This window comes from Methylomonas sp. BW4-1 (assembly GCF_052474385.1).
In genome coordinates, this window is record NZ_CP184125.1 from 2,443,877 (window position 1) to 2,467,142 (window position 23,266).

Here is a 23,266-nt window from a genome sequence, read left to right on the forward strand (position 1 = left end):
GCGGTTCATTCGCCTCTGATTGGGCTGCCCATCAAGCTGCGGACATGAGCGGCAACACTGTTAGCTAATGCGCTTAGATTGTATCCGCCTTCCAATGCCGAAATAATTCGACCCTGGCAGCAGGCATCGGCGATGCAAAGCAATTCGTCGGTAATCCAGCGATAGTCGTCTTCCACTAGGTCCAGCGATGCCAAAGGATCGTCTTTATGGGCGTCGAAACCGGCGGAAACCAAAATCAATTCGGGCTTGAAGGTTTTCACTGCCGGCAAAATGGACTGGCGATATTTATCCCGAAACACCTCGCCGCCGCTGCCGGTGGGCAGGGGAATATTGATAACGTTCCCGACACCGCTTTCCGAGGGATGGCCGCTGCCGGGGTAATGCGGCCATTGATGGCTGGAAGCATACAGCACTTGCGGCTGTTCGCAAAAAGCCGCCTGGGTGCCGTTGCCGTGGTGCACGTCAAAATCCACGATAGCGATTCGGGTCAGGCCGTAGCGGCTGCGGGCATACTCGGCGGCAATGGCGATATTGTTGAACAGGCAAAATCCCATCGCATAATCCGGCATGGCATGGTGGCCGGGAGGGCGGGTGGAGCAAAAAGCCCTGGCGTTTTGGCCGGTGCAAATTCTATCGACGGCATCGCACACTGCGGCCACGGCCCGCAGAGCTGCAGGTTTGGAGCCGGGCGATACCACGGTATCCGCGTCAAAATTGGCGTAACCTTGTTCAGGAATGGTTGCTAGCACTTTCGCTATCATGGCCTTGCTGTGTACCAGGCCAATCTTATCGAGAATGTCGGCGGGAATGTCGACTGTGATTCTTTGCAATGGCGCAAATTCGGGTGCCGACAAGGCTTGTTCGATCATATGCAGCCGGTCAATGCTCTCTGGATGGGCTACGCCGGTGTCGTGGCCCAAAAAATCCGGGTGACTATAGTAAAGTGTGCGCATAAGCTTACTCCTGCGGATGTTGCTTAAAGTCGTATCTTTATCGGATTGGCTTCGGCAGTGTATATCCCTTGTGCAAATATATCTATAAATATTAAGTGTTTAGCCTATTTTTTATTGATCTGAGTTTTTGCGCTGGGAGATAGCGGCACGGGGTCTTTCGTGGACAATCAACGGCTGCGGGTGATGGTGTCGGCCGTGAAAAAACTGTGCAGGAATCGCTTGGCCTCAAGCGATTCCGCATGATTTGGATTTAAAAGATTGGCTTTGAATCAGCTTTCAAAGCTCTCTGGTCTGACTAAAATGAATGTCCGGCCAGCGTTCTTCGGTCAATTGCAAATTCACCCGACTGCTGGCTAGATAAACCAAATAGCCACCACCATCTTCAGCAAGGTTTTCGAAGGCCTTGTTCTTAAACTCTTCCAGTTTGGCCGGATTTTTCGCGCTGACCCAACGTACGGTATTGATCGGCGAAACGTCGTAAGCACATTCGACGTTGTACTCGTTTTTGAGACGATGGGCGGTGACATCAAACTGCAAAATACCGACCGCACCGAGGATTAAGTCATTGTTTTTCAGCGGGCGGAACAACTGAGTAGCGCCTTCTTCTGTCAATTGAATCAAACCTTTTTGCAGTGCTTTGGCACGCAACGGATCTTTTAATACCACGCGGCGAAACAATTCCGGCGCGAAGTAAGGGATACCGCCGAATTTCAAGACTTCGCCTTGGGTAAAGGTGTCGCCGACCTGAATAGTGCCGTGGTTATGCAAGCCTATGATGTCGCCGGCATAAGCTTCCTCGACGTTTTTACGACTGTCCGCTTGAAAAGTAATGGCGTTGGCAACCTGGATGTTTTTACCAATCCGGACATGATTGACCTTCATGCCTTTATCGAATTTGCCCGAACAGATTCTTAAAAACGCCACACGGTCGCGGTGCGCCGGGTCCATATTGGCTTGGATTTTAAACACAAAGCCGGTGAATTTTTCTTCATCGGGCATCACTTCGCGTTGCTCGGCTTGACGTGATCTAGGGCCAGGGGCGTATTCCGCAAAAGCGTCCAGCAGTTCGATGATGCCGAAGTTATTGATCGCCGAACCGAAAAACACCGGGGTTTGTTGACCCGCCAAATATTTCGCGTGATCGAACTCGTGACTGGCACCTTTTACCAATTCAATCTCGTCGCGCAATTCTTCCGCCTGATAACCCAGCAATTCGTCGAGCTTGGGATTGTTCAAGCCTTTAATGACTTCGGCCTTGGCGATACGACCGCCGTGGTGCGGACTGAACAGCAAAATTTCGTCTTTATACAGCTGATAAACCCCTTTAAAGCGCTTGCCCATACCGATTGGCCAGGTCATCGGCGTGCATTGAATTTTCAGCACGCTTTCGACTTCGTCGAGCAGTTCGATAGGCTCACGGCCTTCGCGGTCCAACTTGTTGATGAAGGTCAGGATCGGTGTATCCCGTAGCCGGCAGACTTCCATCAATTTGATGGTTCTATCCTCTACGCCTTTCGCCACGTCGATCACCATCAACGCCGAGTCTACCGCTGTTAATGTTCGGTAAGTATCTTCGGAAAAGTCTTCGTGGCCTGGGGTGTCCAGCAAATTGATAATGCAATCGTTATGCTCGAACTGCATCACCGAGGTGGTCACGGAAATCCCCCGCTCTTTTTCCATCTCCATCCAGTCGGAGGTGGCATGGCGCGCCGCTTTGCGACCTTTGACCGAGCCGGCTAACTGAATCGCACCGCCGAACAGCAGCAATTTTTCAGTGATGGTGGTTTTACCGGCGTCGGGGTGGGAGATGATGGCAAAAGTGCGGCGTCGCTTGTATTCAGGAAATTCCATTGATTGCTTTATTTGAATTTGCATAGTTGTGTACGCGGTGACGCACACAAAATTAAAAGTACACTTCCGGCAATGCGCTAGGTGTTGCCGGAAAATCATGGAATTATATCGTAGATTCTTCCCAGGCGATGACGTCGTCCGAATCCCCAAATTGCCGCAAATTAAAATTAACCCAAGGGGTCATAAAAACGGGTCGTCAACTTAGATTATCGGTTGGTTTTTGCCATGCGCAGCTTGGTTTATCGCAGGACGAATGGTGAAACAGCCCATGGCTATCGGTGTTCTACACACAAGGCTTAGCTTCAGGAGATTGGCCGGCCATCTAGGGGGATATTCGGCCAATTCGCTATTAATCGCCACCACCACCTTTTTTAACCATCATACCCTTACTTGGGTTATAGCCCATGATCGCCGCGCCCATAAACAGCAAAAACGCCGCGCCGGTAAAGAGTAAGGCCTGTTGATTAAACTGCTCGTACAAGGCAAAACGGATCAACTCCACCGCTTGCGAGAACGGGTTGTATTGCGCCAGGGTTGACAACAACTCGCTGGACTCCTTGATCTTCCACAACGGATACAAAGCGGTGGACATGAAGAACAGCGGGAAAATTACGAAATTCATCACCCCAGCAAAGTTCTCCAATTGTTTGATGAACGAAGACAGCAGCAAACCCAATGCCCCCAACATCATGCCGGCGAGTACCAGTGCCGGCAAAATCCAGACATAGCCCATCAGTGGCGCCTGAATGTCGTAAAGCCAGGCAATGCCCAGGAAGGCGTAGGATTGCAGCACGCCCACCGCCGTACCGGCGATCAGTTTGCTGCACAATAAAAACCAGCGCGGTAACGGACACACCATCAACATACGCATACTGCCCATCTCCCGGTCGTAAACCATGGACAACGAGCTTTGCATGCCGTTAAACAACAGGATCATGCCCAACAATCCGGGGGTAATGTAAACCTCGTAAAGGATATAAGTCTCGTAGGGCGGCGCAATGGCTATGCCCAACGCGGCGCGAAAGCCGGCGGCGAAGACGAACAGCCACACCAGCGGCCGCACCAAAGCGGAGACAAAGCGTTCGCGCTGATGTAAGAAGCGCAGCAATTCGCGGCCGACGATGCCAAGCGTTGCCCGCCAGTAATGTAACACCCTCATGCTTGCGGCCCCTGAGTCAGTTTTTGGAATACCTGGCCGGGATCGGCCCACCCGGTGGTCTGCAATATCTCCGAGAGTTTGCCGCTGGCTTTGACCTGCCCCTTGTGTAAAACAATCAAGCTATCATCGGCGGCGATTTCGTCGATCAAATGCGTGGCCCACAGCACGGCCAGATTTTGCTGTTTCACCAAGTCATGTACATGGCTAACAATAGCCTGACGGCTGGGCATATCCAGGCCAACGGTGGGCTCGTCCAGCAGAAGCAAACTGGGTTTGTGCAACAAGGCCCGGGCGATCTCCACCCGGCGTTTGTGGCCGCCGTTCAATTGTCTGACCTTTTCGCCGCGACGTTCGAACATAGCCAAACGCTCCAACTCTTCTTGAATGCGTTTGTCGGCGGCTTTGCGTCCTATACCGTGCAAGGCCGCGTGGTAACGCAGGTTTTGCGTCACCGACAAGTCAGGGTCCAGCGTAGTCTGTTGAAACACCACACCCAAGCGCGCCAAGGCTTGCAGGCTTTGCTTTTTAAGATCAAAACCGCAAAGCTCGATGCGCCCTGCCCTGGCATCGTAAAGCCGAGTGATCAAGGAAAACAGCGTACTTTTGCCTGCACCGTTAGGGCCGAGCAAGATGGTGCATTCGCCGGACTGCACGTTAAAACTCACGGCATCCAGCGCCTTTTTCGCGCCGTAAGCAAAACTCAAGTTTTCAACCGCTAAGGCAATCTCGGTCATGGTTTAACCGCCACGCCCCAGGGATAACGGCCCACAGCCACCGATTTGGTCACTTTATGGTTTTCCAGATCGATGATCGAAACATCGTTGCTGACACCATTGGTGGTGTACAAACGCTTTTGATCCGGCGAAAACGCTAGATTCCAAACCCGTTGCCCAACCAATAAAAACTTCTCCACTTTATAGGTTTGGGCGTTGATCACCGCGACGCGATTGGCAGGTCCCATCGCCACATAACCGTAGCGGCGTTCCTTATCAATCGCGATGCCCACCGGCTGAATCTGATCGCTACTGACGCCTTGAACGTCCAGTTTGATGTTCTGCACGATCTGTTTGGAGGCCGCATCGATAATGGTCAGCGTGCCGGCCATTTCCGAAGTAGCCCACAATTGCTGGCTATCGTCGGTAAATGTCACCGCGCGCGGCCGTGGATCGACCAGCGTGTTATCCAAAATCTGCCGGCTATTGGTATCGATCCAGTGCAGCATATTGGTGGTTTCCGAGGCGCTGATGGTCCATTTGTTGTCGGGGCTGACCGTAATGCCTTCCGGCTCCACGCCCACTTTGATCTTACCAACGGCTTTTTTTGCGGCGATGTCGATGACCGTTACTTCCGCATCATCTTCATTGGAAACATACATGAATTTGCCGTCCGGGCTCAGCGCAAAGGTTTCCGGATCTTCACCGGACGGCAATTTGCCCATTTCCTTCAGTGTTTCCGAATCGATCATGCGGATGGTGTTATCGTCGCTGGTAGCAACGAACAGCGTCTTGCCATCCTTGCTAATCGCGATGCCGCGTGGCCGCTGACCAACAGGTACGGTTTTGACTAGTTTGCCTTCGACGGGATCGAGTACCGCAATTGCGTTATCTTTTTCCAGCGTGACGAATAAGGTTTCGGCTTGCGTGGCCGTCGCAAATAAGATGGCGGCCATTCCGGCCATTTTTATCGGGTGCATAAACTTTTCCTTGGTATGCCTGATGTCATTTTACTGGTCTATTTAGTGTAACGAGAGATAACGCTTCACCAACAAATCGATGTAGTCAGCGGAGAGGGATAGATATAAACCCGCTAACACGGCCTATCATAAGCAATGCCCTCCCCTGCGGTTGGGAAGTTTAACCCGAAGCTCGACGGGATTACATCCCTTCGCGCGTAGGGAAATTATCCTAATTTATCCGACCATTAAATATCGCCACCGCGGGTAAAAAACGCTGCACCCTGTACCCTAGAACAATACCGGATCAGCTACTGTCAAGGCGAAGATATACACAACACTCGCCATTTGTTATTTGCATCGCAAAAACCGGCAGAGGAAGTTGCCAAAAATCTTAATTTGGAAACACAAGATCAATTGCTGTTAAATTCAGGCTGCCAAGGACATAGAAATGAAAATTTACCTAATAACGGAAGACCAACTGGAAAACATTGGAAAAAAGCATGATTCTCTGCTTAAAACCGGAAGCATGTGCGATCTGATGCTGGACATCGCGGCGCAAGCCGATGATGTTCAAACCTTCGATGCCGCACTGGAGTTAGCCAACTGTGAGCTGGATAGATTGGAACTGTTTTTTGATACCTGTGACTTGGTTTGAGTTGATTACTGTCGGTTTCCCGACCAATCACTGTTGCGCAGAGATGATCTTATCTGCAAAAGCAACGCCGGCCCGCTACAACCCCCAAACTAAGCTCGCAGCATTCGAACTTGCTGTGGCCCGATCCCAAAAACGAACAGCATAGACATGACTGACTTACCCCCGGCGAGCTTGGCGATCAATTGTTAACGATCATCTCATAGGGCCTCTTCTTCCTAGCTGGAATAGAAACCACGAGATACCCCCCAGACACCCTGATTTTAAAGCCGATTCTGCGTCCGCCAGTTCGCGACAATATCCTCCACATCCAGGTCATCCGGTCCTTCGCGCCAGCTAGTGTAGTAATCGACATCGTTACTTTTCGGCTCCGGATTGGGCCGGTAGATTTGGACCCGGGTCGGCAGCGGCGCGGCCTCACCGAGCACTAACGCTTCCCCCCGGCCGAGCGAACTAAGAATGTCGGCCAAATCGCCTTCAGCCTCCGGCACTAGGCCGCGAATATAATGCTGGTCATCCGGATTGGTGGTACGCAGACAAATAAACGAGCTGCATTGCGCCAGCATGGTTTCCGACAGTTCGGTCGGCCGTTGGCTGACCACGCCGATAGAGACCCCGTATTTCCGGCCTTCTTTGGCGATCCGCTCCATCATCCGCTTGGTGCCGTCGAATTGCCCGCCTTTTTCGCGCGGGATATAGGCATGCGCTTCTTCGCAAATCAGCGTAATCGGAAATTCGCGGCGGCGCGGATTCCAGTAGTTGAATTCATACGCCAGCCGCCCAACTTGCGCGGACACCGCCGGCCGCACGTCGGTCGGTACGGAGCTAAGATCGACCACGGTAATGTTGGCTTTTTTTTGCCCCAGACCGACGAATTGCCGGAGCAAATCCGCCATGCTGGCCGAGTTGTTGCGTTTTTTGGGTTTTAACAAAAAGTCGTAACGCACGTCGTTGAAACGGCTCTGCATCGTCACCAGAAACTCGTCGAACTGGCCGAATAAAGCACCCTTGGTTTTACCGAAATCCTTGCGCTCTTCGTTGGCGGCTTTGAATTGCATATACATTTCCGCCAGCGAAAAATAAATCGGCGTATCTATCGAAACGGTGGTCAAGCCGATGGCTTTGGCCTCTTTGCGTTTCAACTGCTGCAACACTTCGCGCATGAAAGACATCTGCATCGAAGCGCCTCTGTCGTCTCTATCGATGAACAAATCCACCAATTCGGCGTAAGACATCATCCAGTAAGGCATCTCCAAATCCATTGCATCCACGTAATTGACCAGCTCGTCGGGAAACGCCGATTCGATGCTGCCATCAGGCCGTTTCCAGCAATATTCGCCGTGCAGATCCAGCATGATCATATGGGTTTTCGGCATCGCCCGCATCGTATGCTGAATCAAGCTGGTGACGGTCCAGGATTTACCGGAACCGGACTGGCCGATAATGGCAAAATGCCGGCCAAACAGTGCGCGTGGGTCCAGGCTAAGATGATAATCCTTATGGCTGGCCAGCTGACCGATAAAAAATTCGTAATCGCGAAATTTGGAAAAAATCGCGTTGATTTCACTGAGCCCAACCGCATAAACGGCTGCGCCCGGCGTCGGGTAGTGGCGCACGCCGCGAATGAAGACGTTATTTTCATTCAACTCGCCGACCGGAATCAACGCAATGAAACGGTCGGTAAAACGGTTGCCGGCGCTGTCGAAACGATCCCGTTCCCACATCTTGAACACCAAGGCCAACACACCGATATGCGACTGCCTAATCACCACATACGAACCGATATGGCCGGCCAGTATTTCCTCGTCGCCCAGTTTAATGATGGGCGCCGCTGTTGAATGTTCTTCAGTGATACGGGCATCCATACCGTCGCCTCTGACTTCGGTTAAATGGCCGATCAGGATGTTTTGCGTTTGTTGGGTCATGATGTTCTCTCTGGTAAAGCCGCTGGGCTAAGCTTAGACGATTTTTACGGCCCGTCCCGTCCAGAGCAATCTATGCAACCACCTGGGACAGCACAGCGGTTTTGCGCCAAAATGGCAAACAAATCGCTACAAACGCGACAACATGGCGCTAGGCTCGTAAGAGTAAGTCGTTGAACATTTGGCACTTTTGACTGACAAAGCCATACGGTCTGATTATTGCTGTCATCAAACCGGCATCATTTAATATTGCACAAGAGGTGAATATGAAAATCGGTATACCCAAGGAAATCAAACCCAACGAAAACCGGGTATCGGTGGTACCGTCCGGCGTTGCCGCGTTGGTGAGCGCCGGCCATAGCGTGACGATGGAAAGCGGCGCCGGCGTTGGCGCCGGTTTCGAAGACGCGCTATACCAGGCTGCCGGCGCGCAGTTGGTGGACGGGCCGGAGCCGGTTTGGGACTCCGCTGAGATGATCGTCAAGGTCAAGGAGCCGATAGAACCCGAATGGTCGCGGATTCGTCCCGGACAAACCCTGTTTACCTATTTTCACTTTGCCGCCAACCGCCCGTTAACCGAAGCACATCTGGCATCCGGCGCTACCTGTATCGCCTACGAGACCGTGCAGTTGCCGACCGGCGAGTTACCCTTGCTGACGCCGATGTCGGAGGTAGCCGGCCGACTGGCGGTGCAAGAAGGCGCGCATTATCTGGAAAAACTGTACGGCGGCCGCGGCATGTTGCTCGGCGGCGTACCGGGGGTATTACCGGCCAAAGTGTTGATTTTGGGCGGCGGAGTGGTCGGCACGCAGGCGGCAAAAATGGCGGCAGGTTTGGGCGCGCAAGTCACGGTAATGGATTTGTCGCTGGAGCGTCTGCGCCAACTCAGCGATATTTTGCCGGCCAATGTACAGCTGTTGTTTTCCAGCCGACACGCCATCCTGGAGCAAATTCGCACGGCGGACCTGGTCATCGGCGGCGTATTGGTCACCGGCGCAGCCGCGCCCAAATTGATTCGCGCTGAAGATTTAAAATTGATGCAAGCCGGCGCAGTCATCGTCGATGTGGCGGTGGACCAAGGTGGCTGTGTAGAAACCACCCATCCTACTACGCACGCCGAGCCGATTTATGTCATCGACAATGTCGTGCATTATGCCGTTGCCAACATGCCCGGCGCTGTAGCGCGCACTTCGACCCTGGCCTTAACCAACGCCACCCTGCCCTATGCTCTGCAACTCGCCAATAAAGGCTGGCAACAAGCATTGCGGGACAATTCGGCGTTATTGAAAGGCTTGAATATCGTGGGCGGTAATGTTACTTGCCAAGGGATTGCCGATGCATTTGGTTTTAATTATTTGCCGCCGGAGCAGTTCTTGAACTGATTCAATCCCCTAAACCGAACGGTGGTAGGGGTGCGAAGGACACCCCGGATTATGTGGTTTGTAACCAACTTCGGCACCTTACCCAATCTGCGGCTCAACTATTCATCTCGACAAGGGTGAACCGGATTATCCCCGCCGATTTGGTCGAATGTAATGACAGCCGCATCGCGCACGTGTCTAGTTTTACCGGGTGACCCAGCGCGGAGTAACGTTGCGCGGTGTGGATTTAAAACAGTCATTTCGATTGCCATCGAAGCGAGCGAAAAACCTTATTCCTCATCCTGCAAAGCCACCGTCCAAATCCGCTTCAATGGCAGCTCGGCTTTCAGGTCGTCGTCGAGGCGGTCGTAATGGGCGAAAAGTTGTTCCAACAATTCCTTTTGGGTCCATAGCCGCACCCGGAAAAAACTGGCGGCTAATTCCTTCTGAACGTTGTTTTTAAAACCGCTCCAGGACACGAACAAACCTTCGTCGGCGCCGAATTTAGCGACGGCGCCCAGCAGTTTGTCCACGGTCGGGCGGTCGATAGGATTGGCTTCGGATTTGACTTCCACGCACAAGCGCGGCGAACCGAAACCCAAAGGCCCGGCCCCTGCCAGAATATCCGCACCGCCGTCGGCGCCTTCCGGGCTGCGGTAGGTGGTGTAGCCTTGGGCTTTGAGGATGGCATCCACCAATCGAGTCAAGTCGTGCCCCTTGAAACGGGCGTCGATCAGGCGAGCGATTTGGTCTTGCGCCAGCTCAGCCAAGTTGGCGCTGCCAGCGGCATCGTCGGCGATAGGCGTACCGGGCTGAATGGTGGACAACAGGCTTTCCGCCTTCCAACCGTTGGCTTGCATCGCCGCCAAACGTGGCTCTGCGTTGTTGCGTTGAATACGGCAGATGGTCAGGAACGCGCCGAAGGAATACAGCAAATCCTGGCCAAAATGGGCGCGCGGAATTGCCTCGCCTATCCATTTGACCGACCGCCAGTGATAAAACGGATTGCCCGCTTTGGCATCGAATTGGTAATCGCCGGTGACTTCGCCGATATAAATCGCCGGCTGGCTTTTCAGCGGCAGCACTACCCAATCGCCCGGCCTGATGTCGTGAGCAAACGGCCAGACTTGGCTTACCCAGTTGGCAATCGCCTTGGGTTTGCAATCGGAGTACCGGTTGTTCATCGCCGCCGTCAAATCCACCCGTTGTTTGAGCTTGGCAAGGTTGACGTCCAAACCGTCCCAGGTCACGTAAACCCGGTTTTCCTGAATGAATTTTTGTTCGTATTCGCCGTGCGAACCGGCTCGGATTAGCCAGATTGCCATAATTAGCATCCTTGGGTGGTAAATTGATTTTTCAAATGAGCCAAAGCCACAATCGGCGCCCTACCCCTTGTTTTGCTGCCAAATCCTGTTTACCCGTTCGTCATCGCGGATGCGTTCCAGGATTTGGTAGATTCGGCCGCAATCTCAGGTTTGCATGGCGATACCGTAGCGTTGGTTGATAGCATCGACCAGGGTTTGATAGCCCTCTTCGGTGATGTCCGGCAGAAAGTCGCTTAAGTCGGAGCGATTGGTAAAAAACGCCGCCGTATCGGGGCCGAAATTCAGAAACGGCCAGAGTATGTGTTGTAAAAAATCCTCCAGCAATTCAGGGTCGTCATACACCCGGTTTTCTCCTGTCGGGTTGCTGCGCCCTAGGGGTCAAGTCTTGCAATCATGCATATATGCATAATTTAGAACACAGCTGCACATTCGGTTGCTCCGGACTAAAATCAAAGAAAACAGTCCGGTATTTAGCCGAAACGATTGAGCCTGTCCCTTATCAAAAGCCCCCTGCGCAGAATAGATTGGGGCCAATAAAATGGTGTGGCTGTCTCCTGACATTGACACTTTCCGGAAGCCCAAGTCTGCTATAGTAGTTATAAGTACTACCTTTTACTATGAGGGCTCTGCTATGGCAACTTCAATCAAGCTTGATGATGGCTTAAAAACTCGAATTCAAAATCTTGCCAATCTGAGAAGTCGTTCGCCGCATTGGATCATGCGAGAAGCCATCACCGATTATGTCAATCGCGAAGAAGCCAAAGAACACTTCAAACAAGAAGCGCTGAATTCATGGAAAGCTTATCAGGAAACAGGGCAACACCTTACCGGCCAAGAAGTGGGTGATTGGTTGTCGACATGGGGTACTGATCAAGAGGCGGAAATTCCTAAGTGCCACGATTAATAATTACGGCCAACGCCGCTGCAGGATTAGAGCGTTGCCGTCAATTTTTGGCTGAAAAAAATCCACTGGCCGCGAACCGTGCCGGTCAAACCATAGCACGTACATTTAAGTTTCTGGAGTCCGACCCCGAGCTTGGTCGACCATTCGACGATGCGCCTGAGTTGCGTGAGCTGCTTATAGAATTTGGCGATGCAGGCTATGTAGCCTTGTATCGCTATAACTCAGAATCCAATACGGTTTACGTCCTGGCATTTCGACACCAAAAAGAAGCCGGCTATTAAGTAAACAAAACACGATCCGGTGCGCCAAAAGGGTGCTGCCGTTTTGGCGTTTGGTTCATCGGAAATCTCGAAAAGGGTGTGCGATGCATACCCTACATAAATATCGAATCGATTTTTCTTAAGTCTGTTTGGCTAGTGGTAAAGAAAACAATAGGGAAATGCCATAACACAAAAAAGCGGTATCAATTTCTTTTCCCACCAGTAATTGAACAACTGTCAGCAGTAACATTACTGCGCCGAGGTGCCAATTCGAGGTGAAATAAATAACAGCGATCACGAGGACAGCGCCTAGAATATTGGCCATCAACCTGATTGAATCGCCAAAAACCAATGGTGTCATACAATATGGGCATGACAAGACGCTCTCACCGACGATGCGTTTACTGTCTTCCCTGGGAATGGGTTTTTGGCATGATCCACATCGACATTCAAACATATTCATCGTCCTCTTCGTCGTAAAAACAGTTGAAACTAATAGTCCCGAAACGGATCACATGACAACTCAATCATATGCACTCAATCGGCTTGGAGTTATCGATTTTAAGATAAATAGCAAGTAGCCTGGATGAAGCGCAGCGGAATCCGGATAATCGAAGCCATCAAAACCTCGATTTCGTTTCACTCCATCGAGGCTACATTATTTGCTCATCAACCGACTTTTAGTGCCAGAGCATAGGAGCTTGAAGCGCATCGTTCGCGACCGTATTGAGTTGAAAGAATCGATTCACTGGAAGAGGCCGCTTTAAGCATTCCCCTCTAAATCCGGCGCTGGATGTGGGGACCACTGGCCTCAATGCCTAGCACTTCAAGCGAAAAGCTATCACCGATAAGCTATTTGCCCCTCCCGAATACCTCTTATCTTTAACCGCCTGGCATTTTCGGCTTGCCGGCGCAGCAAAAAGTGATTCGCGCCAGGCAAATTGCTGCTATCACCAACCGGTATAAGCCAACGCGCAAGCAAAAAAGCTTCTCACGAATGGCAAATCGCTTTAGTCGCCAGCCTAGATAGGCTGGCGTGCAAGCTAAAAAGCTATTCGAGAAAACCAAAACGGTGCAAGTCCAAACCGGCATAAGCTTGCGCGGCACCCGAAATGCTATTCCAAGCAGGTAATTTTGTTTAACGGCCGGCCTCAACGGCTTGCCCGCAAGCAAACATGCTTCGCGGACGGAACAATTTGCTTTAAGCGCAAACCCGGATAGCCTTACCCGACAGGGAGCCGGCGGTTCAGCCTTAACGCGATGCTCAAGCAGTGAACTACTCTTGCGCTCAGGCTCAGATCACTTTAGAAAATTGCTGCTGTTTCTGCGCCAGGTATTTGTCAAACACCATGCAGATATTGCGGATCAACAGGCGGCCGGCGGTTGAGACTTGAATACCGTCGGCGTCTAAATCCAATAAACCGTCGGCTTTCATCAGACTCAGGTTTTCCAGCTCGGACGCAAAATACTCGGCAAAATTAATAGCAAACTCGGTTTCGATTTTGCTGAAAGTCAGTTCGAAGTGGCAAATCAGTTGGGTGATTACCGCCCGGCGCAATTTGTCGTCTTCATCCAGATCCACGCCGCGAAACACCGGCAATTTGCCTTGGGAAATGGCGGCGTCGTATTCGTCCAGTTCCTTGTAATTTTGCATGTAAGCATCGCCGACCCGGCCGATGGAGGTCACGCCCAAACCCACCAAGTCGCAATCGGAATGGGTGGAATAGCCCTGGAAGTTGCGGTACAACTTGCCTTCGCGTTGCGCCACCGCCAGTTCGTCGTCCGGTTTGGCGAAGTGGTCCATGCCGATGTAGACATAGCCGGCATCGGTGAGTTTTTGCCCGACCATTTGCAGGATTTCCAGTTTCACCGTCGGCGTTGGCAAATCGGCGTCATTGATTTGCCGCTGGGTTTTGAAGCGGCTGGGCATGTGGGCGTAGTTGAAGATCGAAAATCGATCCGGCGCGTAGGCCAGCACTTGCTCCAGTGTGCGGGCAAAAGTCTGCTCGGTTTGCAACGGCAGGCCGTAGATCAAATCGATATTAGTCGACCGAAAGCCTTCCTTGCGCGCCGCTTCCAGTACAGCAAAGGTTTGTTCCTTGCTTTGCAGGCGGTTGACGGCTTTTTGCACGTCCGGATCGAAATCCTGCAAGCCTAAACTGATGCGGTTAAAACCAAGTTCGCGCAGCTGGGCGATGGTCAGGTCGTTGGTTTCGCGCGGGTCCACCTCTATCGAGTATTCGCCGCTGTCGTCGTCATGCAAATTGAAATGCTCGCGGGTGGCATCCATCAAGCGTTTCATTTGCTCGTAATTCAAAAACGTCGGTGTACCGCCGCCCCAATGTAGCTGATTGACCGGCCGGCTGTTGTCGAACAGCTTGCCCTGCATCTCAATTTCCTTGCAAAGATTGTCCAGATACGGCACGGCATGGGCGCGATTTTTGGTGACTATTTTGTTGCAGGCGCAATAAAAACACACCGTGTCGCAGAACGGGATGTGAAAGTACAGCGACAGCGGCCCGCCGGCGGCGTTGGATTTTTGAATATGCTGCAAATACTCGGCTTCGCCGAAACCTTCGTGCAATTCCAGCGCGGTGGGGTACGAGGTGTAACGCGGACCGGACTTGTCGTAGCGTTTGATCAAGTCCAGGTCGAATGCGATTGATTGATCCATTACTGCACTTCTTGATTGATGGTGATGCCGACGCTGGGATTACCCGAGACCGCATCCAACTGCGCGGTGCCGATTAAATCGCCGGGTTGCGGCATCGCGTTACCGGTATTGGAGATTCGGGCAACGATGCGCAACTGTTTGAAATCCGCCAGATGGGTTTGCGGTTGCATCGCCATGCTGTCGTTCAATACCACGCTGGCTGGTAAATCAGAAACCTGTTTACGGACGATGGCCAGCGGCATTTTTGGACCGTTGACGGCCTGAGCATAGATAAACACGGTGTATTGCGGTTCAGCTTTGGCTTTGACTGCCTCATCCAATTCGACTTTCACAGTAATATCGATAGCCGCCGCCGATGATGCCGGGGCTTGCGGTTTTTGCTGCTCCACTTCGGCCATCTGTATCATTTTTTGCAATTGCGCCTGGGATTCATCGTCAGTAGGCAGCAGAGCGGATAATTTCTTCCAATGCGTGATTGCCTGGGCAAAATCCCCGGCTTCAGCTTTGGCCATGCCCGCCAACCATAAGGCAGTGTGGTCTTCCGGTACCAGCTTTAAAGCTTGTTCGACTAGTTCGCTTGGCTCGCCGTCCATTTGGCCGTTACGCGCCATCGACAAGGCATCGGCGTAATGCAGCATGACGGCCGGATCGTTGGGTTTACGGCGATTCAGTTCGGCAAATACGTTGGCGGCATCCTGATATTGCTGCGCGTAAACATAAGCACGGCCCAACATCATCCAGCCTTCCAAATCTTCCGGATGCTGTTTTAGACGCTCTATCAGTTTGTTGACCATGCTTTTGACATTGTCGGCCACTTTTTGATTGTTAGCCGCCAATTCGGCTTTGACCAGGGCTTGCGGTTCGCCGAGCAAGCCATATAAAAACAGACTTAACAGCGGTAGCGTAACCGCGACGACAGGCACCATCCAACGACCGGATTTGGCGCTGGGCACTGCGGGCGAGTCGGTTTCTAGATCGTCCAGCAGAGTCAGTTGTAATTCGCGATATTGCGCATCGTATTGCGCTTGCGTCAATGCACCGTTTTGCAATTGCAGTTTAAGCTCGGCCAGTTGTTGGCGAGCAATCGCGGTATTGCGTTGCTCGCCGTCAGCGCAGCGCAGCGGCGTTTTTTTAAATAATGGCGGCAGCAACACCAACAACGCCAGCACGATTAAACCGGCTATCACTAGCCAAAACTCAAGATTCACGAGTCGTCACCTTTTTCCAAAATGCTGTTTAGCTTGGCTTGTTGCTCTTTCGTTAGCGATTGGTCCTCGCTGGTACTGGTTTTGCTGCGCAACACCCAGACCGTGGCCAAACCAATGACCAGGAACAGAACCGGCCCCAACCAGAGCAGCATGGTTTTTAGTTTCAAGGCCGGCTTGTACATCACAAAATCGCCGTAACGATCAGTCATGAAATCGACGATGTCTTGGCGGGATTTACCTTGTTGCAGCATTTCATAGACTTGCCGGCGCAAGTCCTTGGCCAAGTCGGCGTTGGAATCGGCAATGGTTTGATTCTGGCAAACCAGGCAGCGCAGCTCAGAAATCAAGGTTTGATAAGCCTGTTCCTGCTCGGGTTGTTTGAAGTCGCGGTATTCGATCTCGGCTTGGGCATGAAACACAAACAGCGACAAGATCAAGGCATGGAGCGTTTTCATGCGCTTTCGGCCTCCAGTTTTTCAATCAACGGCAGGAAAATGCTTTCCAGTTCGCCGGGCTGGACCGGACCGGTATGTTTGTAGCGCACCACGCCGCGCTTATCGATCACAAAGGTTTCGGGTACGCCGTAGACGCCATAATCGATACCCACGCGGCCATCGGTGTCCATCACGCTGACGTTATAAGGGTTACCGTGTTTGCTCAGCCAGGTGTTGGCAGCCTGCGCTTCGTCCTTGTAATTCAAACCTACCAGCAGCACTTTGTTTTGCTTGGCCAGCTCGATCAATAAGGGATGTTCTTCGCGGCAGGATACGCACCAGGATGCCCAGACATTCAGTAACCAGACTTTGCCTTTAAAATCGGCTTGGCTCAGGCGTTGCCCAGGTGTCGCCAAAATCGGCAAATTAAAGGCCGGCGCCGGTTTGTCTATCAGTGGCGAGGGGATTTCGCGGGGATTGAGTTTTAATCCAATCGCCAAAAAAACCGACAGGGCGATAAACAACAGCAGCGGTAACAGATATTTCATTAATTTTACGCGAGAGGCTTGTTAAGCAAACGATAGCGGCGGTCGCTGGCGGCAATCAGGCCACCCAGGGCCATGAACACCCCGCCCATCCAGATCCAACGAATGAAGGCTTTGTAGTAAACCCGCAAGCTCCAGGCGCCTTGTTTATCCAAAGGCTCACCCAAGGCCACGAATAGATCGCGGAACACACCGGCGTCGATAGCGGCTTCGGTCATCGGCATGGTTTGCACCCGGTACACCCGCTTTTGCGGCGATAACTCAGCAACAGTGGCACCGTTATGACTGACAGTCAGATAGCCTTGCTCGGCGCGGTAATTCGGCCCTTCGGTGCTTTTCACGCCATGGAATTGGAATACGTATCCAAATAAATCCAGGGTTTCTTCCGGTGCCAAACGCACGTCGCGTTCGATGCTGTATACAGAGGTAAAGGTAATACCGATCACGAACACCGCGATGCCAAGATGCGCCAAGGTCATGCCGTAAAAACCGGCTGGAATTTGTTTCAGGCGCTCGATTGACCAGCTTTGCAGGCGTTGTTTGAACGCGAGGCCGGTGATCGCCAAAGTCCATAAAGCCAGGCCGGTACCCAAAGCCGCGCCCCAGGAATAAAACGGCATGGACAGTGGCGTCAGCAACGCCAAGCCGATAGAAGCAGCAATCAGCCAGCGTACCCGTGAGCCTAAGGCTTTCAAGTCGTCGCTTTTCCAGCGCATCAACACACCCAAGCCAACTACCAAGGCCAAGGGCGCCATCAGCGGAATAAACACCGCATTGAAATACGGCGGACCCACCGACAATTTTCCCAGTCCCAGGGCATCGACCACCAAGGGATACAAAGTACCCAGCAAAATGCTGGCGGCGGTGACGACCAGCAACACGTTATTCACTAGAAGTACCGATTCCTTGGAAACCAATTCAAAACGGGCATGGCTTTTAACTTGCGGCGCACGAATCGCATACAACAGCAACGAACCACCTACCACCACGGCCAAAAAGATCAGGATGAACAAGCCACGGGCCGGATCGCTGGCGAAGGCATGTACCGAGGTCAACACCCCGGAACGGACCAGAAAGGTGCCGAGCAAACTCAAGGAAAACGCAAAAATCGCCAGCAACACTGTCCAAGTCTTGAACACGCCCCGTTTTTCGGTGGCGGCTAGAGAGTGAATCAAGGCGGTGCCGACCAACCAAGGCATGAACGAGGCGTTTTCGACCGGATCCCAAAACCACCAGCCACCCCAGCCCAATTCGTAGTAGGCCCACCAACTGCCCAGCGTGATACCCAGCGTCAAAAACATCCAGGCGATATTGGTCCAGGGCCGCGACCAGCGCGCCCAAGCCGCATCCAAGCGGCCTTCCAGCAAGGCGGCTATCGAAAACGCGAAGGCTACCGAGAAGCCGACATAGCCCATGTATAGCATCGGCGGATGGATCGCCAAACCGGGATCTTGCAGCAAGGGATTTAAATCGCGGCCTTCGGCCGGAAACGGAAACAAGCGCGCGAAAGGGTTGGAAGTCAGCAATAAAAACAGGATAAAGCCGATGCTGACCAAGCCCATTACACCCAAAACTCTAGCGCGGGTGGCATCGGGGATATGCGCGCTAAATGCCGCGACCAGCGCGGTCCAGATCGACAAGGTCAGTGCCCACAGCAACAAGGAACCTTCGTGCGCGCCCCACACCCCGGAGATCAAGTAGATCAGCGGCAAGGCGGTATTGGAGTTTTGTGCGACGTAAGCCACCGAGAAATCGTGGCTGATGAAGCTGGCGGTCAAACAACCGTATGCAAGGCCCATGAACAGCAATTGCCCGAACGCGGCGGGCTTGGCGACATGCACCCAGCCGGTAATAGACTTTCCGGCGCCGAAAATAGGCAAGATGCCTTGTACAATTGCCATGCACAATGCCAAAATCAAGGCGAAATGGCCGATTTCAGGAATCATGGTTGCGCCGCCGGTTTTTTCAGGCTGCCGGCCACTTCGGGCGGCATATAGTTTTCATCGTGTTTAGCCAGCACTTCTTCCGCCACGAACACGCCACGGCCATCCAGCGCCCCCTTGGCGACGATGCCCTGCCCTTCCCTGAACAAATCCGGCAAGATGCCCGAATATTCCACCGTCACTTCCTTTTCGAAATCGCTGAGTTTAAAGCGCACCAACAAATCGGCGTTGGGCCGCTCCACGCTGCCTTTGACGACCATGCCACCCAAGCGAAACTGGGAATTGGCTGGCGCCTTGCCGGACGCCACATCGCTGGTCGAGAAAAAATACATCAGATTTTCGTTAAAGGCTTTTAGCGCAAAAGTTGCGGCCAATCCCAGCACCGCCAACATTAAAACGATCAATATCAAACGCTGTTTTCGTATCGGTTTCATCGTGCTTGCGTGCGTTTTTGTTTAATGGTGAGTTGCCGCAGTAACTGCTTGCGTTGCAGCACCGGCCAAACGATGTTGACGATCAATACCAGCGCGGTCACGCCGTAAGCCGGCCAGACGTAAACGGCGTAACCGCCCATGTATAGAAAGCTTTCCCAGCTCATGCTTGTTTCTCCAGCAGCGCTTTCACCCATTGCGAGCTGGTTTCGCGCTTTAATAATTCCAGTTTTGCGGCCTGCAATACCGCGATCAAATAATAAAACTTGAAGGCCACCGCCATCAGTAACAGCGGCACCAGCATGCTGAGGTGAATGGAGGGCTTATCCATCTTGCTGACGGTAGGGCCTTGATGCAGAGTGTTCCACCATTCCACGGAATAATGGATGATGGGTACGTTGACGACACCCACCAACGCCAATATCGACACCGCCCGTGCCGCCGAGCGTTTATCCTCAATGGCGCCGTACAAACTGATCACCCCCAGATACTGAAACAACAGGATCAACTCAAAGGTCAAGCGCGCATCCCAAACCCACCAGGTACCCCACATCGGTTTGCCCCACAAGGAGCCGGTCACCAAGGCCACGAAGGTAAAACAGGCACCGATCGGCGCGCTGGCGATCAACATCACTTCGGCCAGTTTCATGCGCCAGACCAGCGCAATCCCGCCCATCACCGCCATCAGCACGTAAATGAACAAGGACATCCAGGCCGCCGGCACATGGATATAAATGATCCGGTAACTGTCGCCCTGCTGATAATCGGTCGGAGCCCGATACAAGCCCAGATAAAGGCCCGAAACCAACAAAATCAAAAAGATAATCGTCAACCAGGGAATGAACCGATCCGCCAATGCATAAAAATGCGGCGGCGACGAGGTGCGGTGAAAAAACCGGCTAACCGGCGCAGGTATCCAAGACATCAATTAACACTCATTTTTAACGCGGCCGCTGTCGGCAGCGGCACCAATACCAGTGCCGACAACAACATGGCCAATAAAATATATAGTTGGGCGCCTACCGGCAAGCCGCTGGCGGCCCTATCCACCGCGCCGCTGGCAAAAATCAACACCGGTACATACAAAGGCAATACCAATAAGGACAACAACATGCCGCCCCGGCGCAAACCTACAGTCAACGCCACGCCGATAGCGCCAATCAGGCTCAGCAGCGGAGTAGCTAAGATCAATGTCAGCCATAAAGTTCCCATCGCTTGCTGCGGTAATCCCAAAAACACCGCCAGCAGAGGCGCTACCAGCAATAATGGCAAACCGGTCACCAGCCAGTGAGCGATGATCTTGCCCAGCACCAATACAGATAAGGCATGCGAACTGAGCAGCATTTGCTCCAGCGAACCGTCCTCGAAATCGCTACGGAACAAACCATCCAGCGACAACAAGGCCGCCAACAAAGCGGACACCCATATCACGCCCGGCGCCATCGCCCGCAGCAGATTAGGTTGCGCGCCGACCGCCAGCGGGAACAAGGTCACCACCAGCACGAAAAAAAACAGCGGATTGGCCATTTCGGCGCGGCGCCGAAACGCCAGCAACAAATCGCGGCGAATGATCGCCCAAAAAGCCTGGATTATTGGCATGCTTGCAGATGAATGCGTTGCAGATTGAGATCGGCCATGCTTAGATCGTGATGGGAGGTCAAAACCGCCATGCCACCGTGCTCGATGTGCTCGGCCATCAGCGATTCTATCAATTTGATGCCTTGCCTATCCAGCGAGGTAAAAGGTTCGTCGAGTATCCACAGGAGGTTATGGGTGATCAGTAAACGGGCCAGCGATAGCCGGCGCTTCTGTCCGGCGGACAGGGTGTGTACCGGATTATCATCAAAACCGGCCAGTTGCACCTTGTCCAAGGCTTGCTCGATGTCATATTTGCCGGTGCTGCCCAGCGCCAGCGCAAACTTCAAATTTTCCAGCACCGTCAATTCCTTTTTTGTACCATCGGCATGACCGACGTAAGCCATGTCATCGTAATAGCTGCTGTCGGCGATTTTGCTGCCGCACCAATAAATCTCGCCGGCATCGGCTTCCCTAAATCCGCACAGAATGCGCAACAACGAGGTCTTGCCGCTGCCGTTGGCGCCTTCCAACAGCAAGGTCTCGCCGGCGTGCAACGTGAAATTTAAATTGGAAAACAACAAGCGCTCATCGCGGAAACACGATAATTCACTGGCTTGCAGCGAAGCGTGTTGCGAGCTTTCCATTCATCCGTCCTGGGGTTGATCTGTTATGAGGGGCGCTATCTTATCATCAAGGCAGCCGGAGTTAGTAATTTGCCGACAGAGAAAATCTCCCCATTTATGCGATAATCGGGCTTGTTTCGACTGATCGCAAATACCGGAGATTTTGCATGACCGCATTGATAGGCATCATCATGGGTTCCACGTCCGATTGGGAAACCATGCAACATGCAGCGCAAACCTTAGAGCATCTTGATATTCCGCATGAAGTGGAAGTGGTTTCGGCCCATCGTACCCCCGACAAGTTGTTTCAGTATGCGGAAACCGCGGAAGGCAAAGGCTTGGAAGTCATCATCGCCGGCGCCGGCGGTGCCGCGCATTTGCCGGGCATGACCGCCGCCAAAACCCCGCTGCCGGTACTGGGTGTGCCTGTGCAATCCAAAGCCTTGAACGGTATGGATTCTCTATTGTCAATCGTGCAAATGCCGGCCGGCATTCCGGTAGGCACCTTGGCCATCGGCAAGGCTGGCGCTATCAATGCCGCCTTACTGGCCGCCGCGATTATCAGCAACAAACATCCGCAATACCGCCCCGCCTTGGATGCTTATCGGCAGCAACAAACCGACAGCGTGATCGCCACCCCCGATCCAAGACAGGTGGCGGGATGAAGATAGGCATTTTAGGTGGCGGCCAGCTCGCCAGAATGATTGCCTTGGCCGGTTATCCGCTGGGATTGAAATTTATCGTCCTAGATCCCGATCTCAATGCCGGTGCTGCCGGTTTAAGCGAGCATCTGTTAGGCGCTTACGACGATCCGGATTTGTTGGCTCAATTAGCGGAAAAAGCCGACATCGTGACTTACGAATTCGAAAACGTGCCGGCGCATGTCGCCGAATTCCTGTCCAGTCACACCATAGTCTACCCGCCCGCCGGTGCATTGGCTGTCGCTCAGGACCGTCTGCTGGAAAAGAATTTCTTCAAGGATTTAGGTATTCGCACCGCACCGTTCGCTCCTATCGATAGCTTGGCAGACTTGCAACAAGCCATGCCTGAAATCGGCTACCCGGCTATTTTGAAAAGCCGGCGCATGGGTTATGACGGCAAAGGCCAAGTAGTCATAAAATCGACCGACGAACTGGAGTCCGCCTGGCAAAGCATGCAAGGCGCTGCCTCTATCGTCGAAGGTTTCGTGCCGTTTCAGCGCGAAGTATCCATCATCGCCGCTCGCAGTCCATCCGGCGAAATCGCTTACTATCCATTGTCTGAAAATCAGCATCGCGGAGGCATTCTGCGTATTGCCGAATGCTGTACTAACGACCCCGAACAAGCGATTGCCGAAAATTACGTCAGTCTGTTGCTGGAAAAACTGGATTACGTCGGCGTCATTGCCCTGGAGTTGTTCGACTTGAACGGCGAATTGCTGGCCAACGAATTCGCACCGCGCGTGCATAACTCCGGACATTGGACCATAGAAGGCGCGGAAACCAGCCAATTCGAAAACCACTTGCGGGCCATTCTGGATTTACCGCTGGGTTCAACCCAGCCACGCGGGTATGCGGGCATGGTGAACTTCATCGGTGGTCTGGCCGACGACGCGACACTGTTAAACATTCCCAACGCGCATTTGCATCTGTACGATAAAACGCCGCGCAAGGGTCGAAAAGTCGCGCATGCAACGGTCAGAGCCGACGCGGAATCCGCCTATCGCGAGGCCTTACAACATTTGGCTAATTTAGCGCTGGCTGTAGACGAATCATGATCTCTTAGCTTG

At 52.8% G+C, this 23,266-nt stretch carries 24 protein-coding genes; 6 read left to right on the forward strand and 18 right to left on the reverse strand.

Features of this window, described 5'->3' with window-relative positions; genetic code table 11:
• Nucleotides 1-5: 5 nt before the first annotated feature.
• The 5 genes from ACH5Y9_RS11300 to ACH5Y9_RS11320 all read right to left on the reverse strand — a co-directional run bounded on the left by ACH5Y9_RS11300 (nt 6) and on the right by ACH5Y9_RS11320 (nt 5,656).
• Nucleotides 6-953 carry a histone deacetylase family protein gene (locus ACH5Y9_RS11300; protein WP_445369687.1) on the reverse strand — a complete coding sequence of 316 codons (948 nt, stop codon included), beginning with the start codon at nt 951-953 and terminating at the stop codon, nt 6-8.
• A gap of 276 nt (nt 954-1,229) precedes the next feature.
• Nucleotides 1,230-2,804 (reverse strand): peptide chain release factor 3, encoded by a 1,575-nt coding sequence (locus tag ACH5Y9_RS11305; protein ID WP_101055750.1) that lies wholly within the window; start codon nt 2,802-2,804, stop codon nt 1,230-1,232.
• 349 nt (nt 2,805-3,153) lie between these two features.
• A complete protein-coding gene (locus tag ACH5Y9_RS11310; RefSeq protein ID WP_205454064.1) occupies nt 3,154-3,963 on the reverse strand; it encodes an ABC transporter permease in 810 nt (269 codons plus the stop codon).
• The gene (locus ACH5Y9_RS11315; protein ID WP_445369688.1) at nt 3,960-4,697 is read right to left on the reverse strand and encodes an ABC transporter ATP-binding protein; all 738 of its coding nucleotides are present in this window, start codon (nt 4,695-4,697) and stop codon (nt 3,960-3,962) included. The genes ACH5Y9_RS11310 and ACH5Y9_RS11315 overlap by 4 nt, the downstream gene beginning before the upstream one ends.
• Nucleotides 4,694-5,656, reverse strand: coding sequence for a PQQ-dependent catabolism-associated beta-propeller protein (locus ACH5Y9_RS11320; RefSeq protein WP_445369689.1), 963 nt, complete (start codon nt 5,654-5,656; stop codon nt 4,694-4,696). The genes ACH5Y9_RS11315 and ACH5Y9_RS11320 overlap by 4 nt, the downstream gene beginning before the upstream one ends.
• Nucleotides 5,657-6,086: 430 nt before the next feature.
• Here ACH5Y9_RS11320 and ACH5Y9_RS11325 point away from each other — a divergent pair, with 430 nt between their 5' ends.
• Nucleotides 6,087-6,293: a hypothetical protein gene (locus ACH5Y9_RS11325; RefSeq protein ID WP_033158060.1), complete on the forward strand. Its 207-nt coding sequence runs from the start codon at nt 6,087-6,089 to the stop codon at nt 6,291-6,293.
• Nucleotides 6,294-6,553: 260 nt separating this feature from the next.
• On the opposite strand, the gene ACH5Y9_RS11330 is transcribed toward ACH5Y9_RS11325, so the two are convergent.
• Nucleotides 6,554-8,215, reverse strand: a complete 1,662-nt coding sequence (locus tag ACH5Y9_RS11330; protein ID WP_445369690.1) for an ATP-binding protein — start codon at nt 8,213-8,215, stop codon at nt 6,554-6,556.
• A 263-nt stretch (nt 8,216-8,478) separates the two neighbouring features.
• Between ACH5Y9_RS11330 and ald the strand changes: the two genes are divergently transcribed.
• Nucleotides 8,479-9,594 (forward strand): alanine dehydrogenase, encoded by a 1,116-nt coding sequence (gene ald, locus ACH5Y9_RS11335; RefSeq protein WP_445369691.1) that lies wholly within the window; start codon nt 8,479-8,481, stop codon nt 9,592-9,594.
• 269 nt (nt 9,595-9,863) lie between these two features.
• Here the strand turns inward: ald and ACH5Y9_RS11340 are convergent, their stop codons facing one another.
• Together ACH5Y9_RS11340 and ACH5Y9_RS11345 are read right to left on the reverse strand one after the other, a co-directional pair.
• The gene (locus tag ACH5Y9_RS11340; protein ID WP_445369692.1) at nt 9,864-10,898 is read right to left on the reverse strand and encodes a restriction endonuclease; all 1,035 of its coding nucleotides are present in this window, start codon (nt 10,896-10,898) and stop codon (nt 9,864-9,866) included.
• Nucleotides 10,899-11,042: 144 nt separating this feature from the next.
• On the reverse strand, nt 11,043-11,240 hold the full coding sequence (locus tag ACH5Y9_RS11345; protein WP_445369693.1) for a hypothetical protein: 198 nt from the start codon (nt 11,238-11,240) through the stop codon (nt 11,043-11,045).
• 289 nt (nt 11,241-11,529) lie between these two features.
• On the opposite strand from ACH5Y9_RS11345, the gene ACH5Y9_RS11350 reads away from it, so the two are divergent.
• Entirely contained in the window at nt 11,530-11,802 is a 273-nt protein-coding gene (locus ACH5Y9_RS11350) for a CopG family ribbon-helix-helix protein (protein WP_445369694.1), read from the forward strand.
• Complete coding sequence (locus tag ACH5Y9_RS11355; protein WP_445369695.1) at nt 11,790-12,083, forward strand: type II toxin-antitoxin system RelE/ParE family toxin; 294 nt, start codon at nt 11,790-11,792, stop codon at nt 12,081-12,083. The genes ACH5Y9_RS11350 and ACH5Y9_RS11355 overlap by 13 nt, the downstream gene beginning before the upstream one ends.
• Nucleotides 12,084-13,356: 1,273 nt before the next feature.
• Here ACH5Y9_RS11355 and hemN read toward each other — a convergent pair.
• The 10 genes from hemN to ccmA are packed head-to-tail and all read right to left on the reverse strand — an operon-like array spanning nt 13,357 to nt 21,519.
• Entirely contained in the window at nt 13,357-14,736 is a 1,380-nt protein-coding gene (gene hemN / locus ACH5Y9_RS11360) for an oxygen-independent coproporphyrinogen III oxidase (protein WP_445369696.1), read from the reverse strand.
• Nucleotides 14,736-15,944 (reverse strand): c-type cytochrome biogenesis protein CcmI, encoded by a 1,209-nt coding sequence (ccmI, locus tag ACH5Y9_RS11365; protein ID WP_445369697.1) that lies wholly within the window; start codon nt 15,942-15,944, stop codon nt 14,736-14,738. The genes hemN and ccmI overlap by 1 nt, the downstream gene beginning before the upstream one ends.
• The gene (locus ACH5Y9_RS11370) at nt 15,941-16,399 is read right to left on the reverse strand and encodes a cytochrome c-type biogenesis protein (RefSeq protein ID WP_101055538.1); all 459 of its coding nucleotides are present in this window, start codon (nt 16,397-16,399) and stop codon (nt 15,941-15,943) included. The genes ccmI and ACH5Y9_RS11370 overlap by 4 nt, the downstream gene beginning before the upstream one ends.
• Nucleotides 16,396-16,926, reverse strand: a complete 531-nt coding sequence (locus ACH5Y9_RS11375; protein ID WP_319961336.1) for a DsbE family thiol:disulfide interchange protein — start codon at nt 16,924-16,926, stop codon at nt 16,396-16,398. Before ACH5Y9_RS11375 ends, ACH5Y9_RS11370 begins: the two co-directional genes overlap by 4 nt.
• A gap of 5 nt (nt 16,927-16,931) precedes the next feature.
• The gene (locus ACH5Y9_RS11380; RefSeq protein WP_445369698.1) at nt 16,932-18,869 is read right to left on the reverse strand and encodes a heme lyase CcmF/NrfE family subunit; all 1,938 of its coding nucleotides are present in this window, start codon (nt 18,867-18,869) and stop codon (nt 16,932-16,934) included.
• The gene (gene ccmE, locus ACH5Y9_RS11385) at nt 18,866-19,300 is read right to left on the reverse strand and encodes a cytochrome c maturation protein CcmE (protein WP_033158068.1); all 435 of its coding nucleotides are present in this window, start codon (nt 19,298-19,300) and stop codon (nt 18,866-18,868) included. Before ccmE ends, ACH5Y9_RS11380 begins: the two co-directional genes overlap by 4 nt.
• A complete protein-coding gene (ccmD, locus tag ACH5Y9_RS11390) occupies nt 19,297-19,464 on the reverse strand; it encodes a heme exporter protein CcmD (RefSeq protein WP_033158069.1) in 168 nt (55 codons plus the stop codon). Before ccmD ends, ccmE begins: the two co-directional genes overlap by 4 nt.
• Nucleotides 19,461-20,222, reverse strand: a complete 762-nt coding sequence (locus ACH5Y9_RS11395) for a heme ABC transporter permease (RefSeq protein WP_445369699.1) — start codon at nt 20,220-20,222, stop codon at nt 19,461-19,463. Before ACH5Y9_RS11395 ends, ccmD begins: the two co-directional genes overlap by 4 nt.
• A complete protein-coding gene (gene ccmB / locus ACH5Y9_RS11400; RefSeq protein WP_205454053.1) occupies nt 20,222-20,896 on the reverse strand; it encodes a heme exporter protein CcmB in 675 nt (224 codons plus the stop codon). The genes ACH5Y9_RS11395 and ccmB overlap by 1 nt, the downstream gene beginning before the upstream one ends.
• Complete coding sequence (gene ccmA / locus ACH5Y9_RS11405) at nt 20,887-21,519, reverse strand: cytochrome c biogenesis heme-transporting ATPase CcmA (RefSeq protein WP_445369700.1); 633 nt, start codon at nt 21,517-21,519, stop codon at nt 20,887-20,889. Before ccmA ends, ccmB begins: the two co-directional genes overlap by 10 nt.
• Before the next feature lie 146 nt (nt 21,520-21,665).
• On the opposite strand from ccmA, the gene purE reads away from it, so the two are divergent.
• On the forward strand, nt 21,666-22,163 hold the full coding sequence (gene purE, locus ACH5Y9_RS11410) for a 5-(carboxyamino)imidazole ribonucleotide mutase (protein WP_445369701.1): 498 nt from the start codon (nt 21,666-21,668) through the stop codon (nt 22,161-22,163).
• Nucleotides 22,160-23,254 (forward strand): 5-(carboxyamino)imidazole ribonucleotide synthase, encoded by a 1,095-nt coding sequence (locus ACH5Y9_RS11415; RefSeq protein WP_445369702.1) that lies wholly within the window; start codon nt 22,160-22,162, stop codon nt 23,252-23,254. The genes purE and ACH5Y9_RS11415 overlap by 4 nt, the downstream gene beginning before the upstream one ends.
• The last annotated feature ends 12 nt before the right edge of the window (nt 23,255-23,266 follow it).

Coding starts and splice junctions, on each gene's coding strand:
- ACH5Y9_RS11300 (WP_445369687.1), bottom strand. CDS start 953: ATGCGCACACTTTACTATAGTCACCCGGATTTTTTGGGCCACGACACC.
- ACH5Y9_RS11305 (WP_101055750.1), bottom strand. CDS start 2,804: ATGGAATTTCCTGAATACAAGCGACGCCGCACTTTTGCCATCATCTCC.
- ACH5Y9_RS11310 (WP_205454064.1), bottom strand. CDS start 3,963: ATGAGGGTGTTACATTACTGGCGGGCAACGCTTGGCATCGTCGGCCGC.
- ACH5Y9_RS11315 (WP_445369688.1), bottom strand. CDS start 4,697: ATGACCGAGATTGCCTTAGCGGTTGAAAACTTGAGTTTTGCTTACGGC.
- ACH5Y9_RS11320 (WP_445369689.1), bottom strand. CDS start 5,656: ATGCACCCGATAAAAATGGCCGGAATGGCCGCCATCTTATTTGCGACG.
- ACH5Y9_RS11325 (WP_033158060.1), top strand. CDS start 6,087: ATGAAAATTTACCTAATAACGGAAGACCAACTGGAAAACATTGGAAAA.
- ACH5Y9_RS11330 (WP_445369690.1), bottom strand. CDS start 8,215: ATGACCCAACAAACGCAAAACATCCTGATCGGCCATTTAACCGAAGTC.
- ald (WP_445369691.1), top strand. CDS start 8,479: ATGAAAATCGGTATACCCAAGGAAATCAAACCCAACGAAAACCGGGTA.
- ACH5Y9_RS11340 (WP_445369692.1), bottom strand. CDS start 10,898: ATGGCAATCTGGCTAATCCGAGCCGGTTCGCACGGCGAATACGAACAA.
- ACH5Y9_RS11350 (WP_445369694.1), top strand. CDS start 11,530: ATGGCAACTTCAATCAAGCTTGATGATGGCTTAAAAACTCGAATTCAA.
- hemN (WP_445369696.1), bottom strand. CDS start 14,736: ATGGATCAATCAATCGCATTCGACCTGGACTTGATCAAACGCTACGAC.
- ACH5Y9_RS11370 (WP_101055538.1), bottom strand. CDS start 16,399: ATGAAAACGCTCCATGCCTTGATCTTGTCGCTGTTTGTGTTTCATGCC.
- ACH5Y9_RS11375 (WP_319961336.1), bottom strand. CDS start 16,926: ATGAAATATCTGTTACCGCTGCTGTTGTTTATCGCCCTGTCGGTTTTT.
- ACH5Y9_RS11380 (WP_445369698.1), bottom strand. CDS start 18,869: ATGATTCCTGAAATCGGCCATTTCGCCTTGATTTTGGCATTGTGCATG.
- ccmE (WP_033158068.1), bottom strand. CDS start 19,300: ATGAAACCGATACGAAAACAGCGTTTGATATTGATCGTTTTAATGTTG.
- ccmD (WP_033158069.1), bottom strand. CDS start 19,464: ATGAGCTGGGAAAGCTTTCTATACATGGGCGGTTACGCCGTTTACGTC.
- ACH5Y9_RS11395 (WP_445369699.1), bottom strand. CDS start 20,222: ATGTCTTGGATACCTGCGCCGGTTAGCCGGTTTTTTCACCGCACCTCG.
- ccmB (WP_205454053.1), bottom strand. CDS start 20,896: ATGCCAATAATCCAGGCTTTTTGGGCGATCATTCGCCGCGATTTGTTG.
- ccmA (WP_445369700.1), bottom strand. CDS start 21,519: ATGGAAAGCTCGCAACACGCTTCGCTGCAAGCCAGTGAATTATCGTGT.
- purE (WP_445369701.1), top strand. CDS start 21,666: ATGACCGCATTGATAGGCATCATCATGGGTTCCACGTCCGATTGGGAA.
- ACH5Y9_RS11415 (WP_445369702.1), top strand. CDS start 22,160: ATGAAGATAGGCATTTTAGGTGGCGGCCAGCTCGCCAGAATGATTGCC.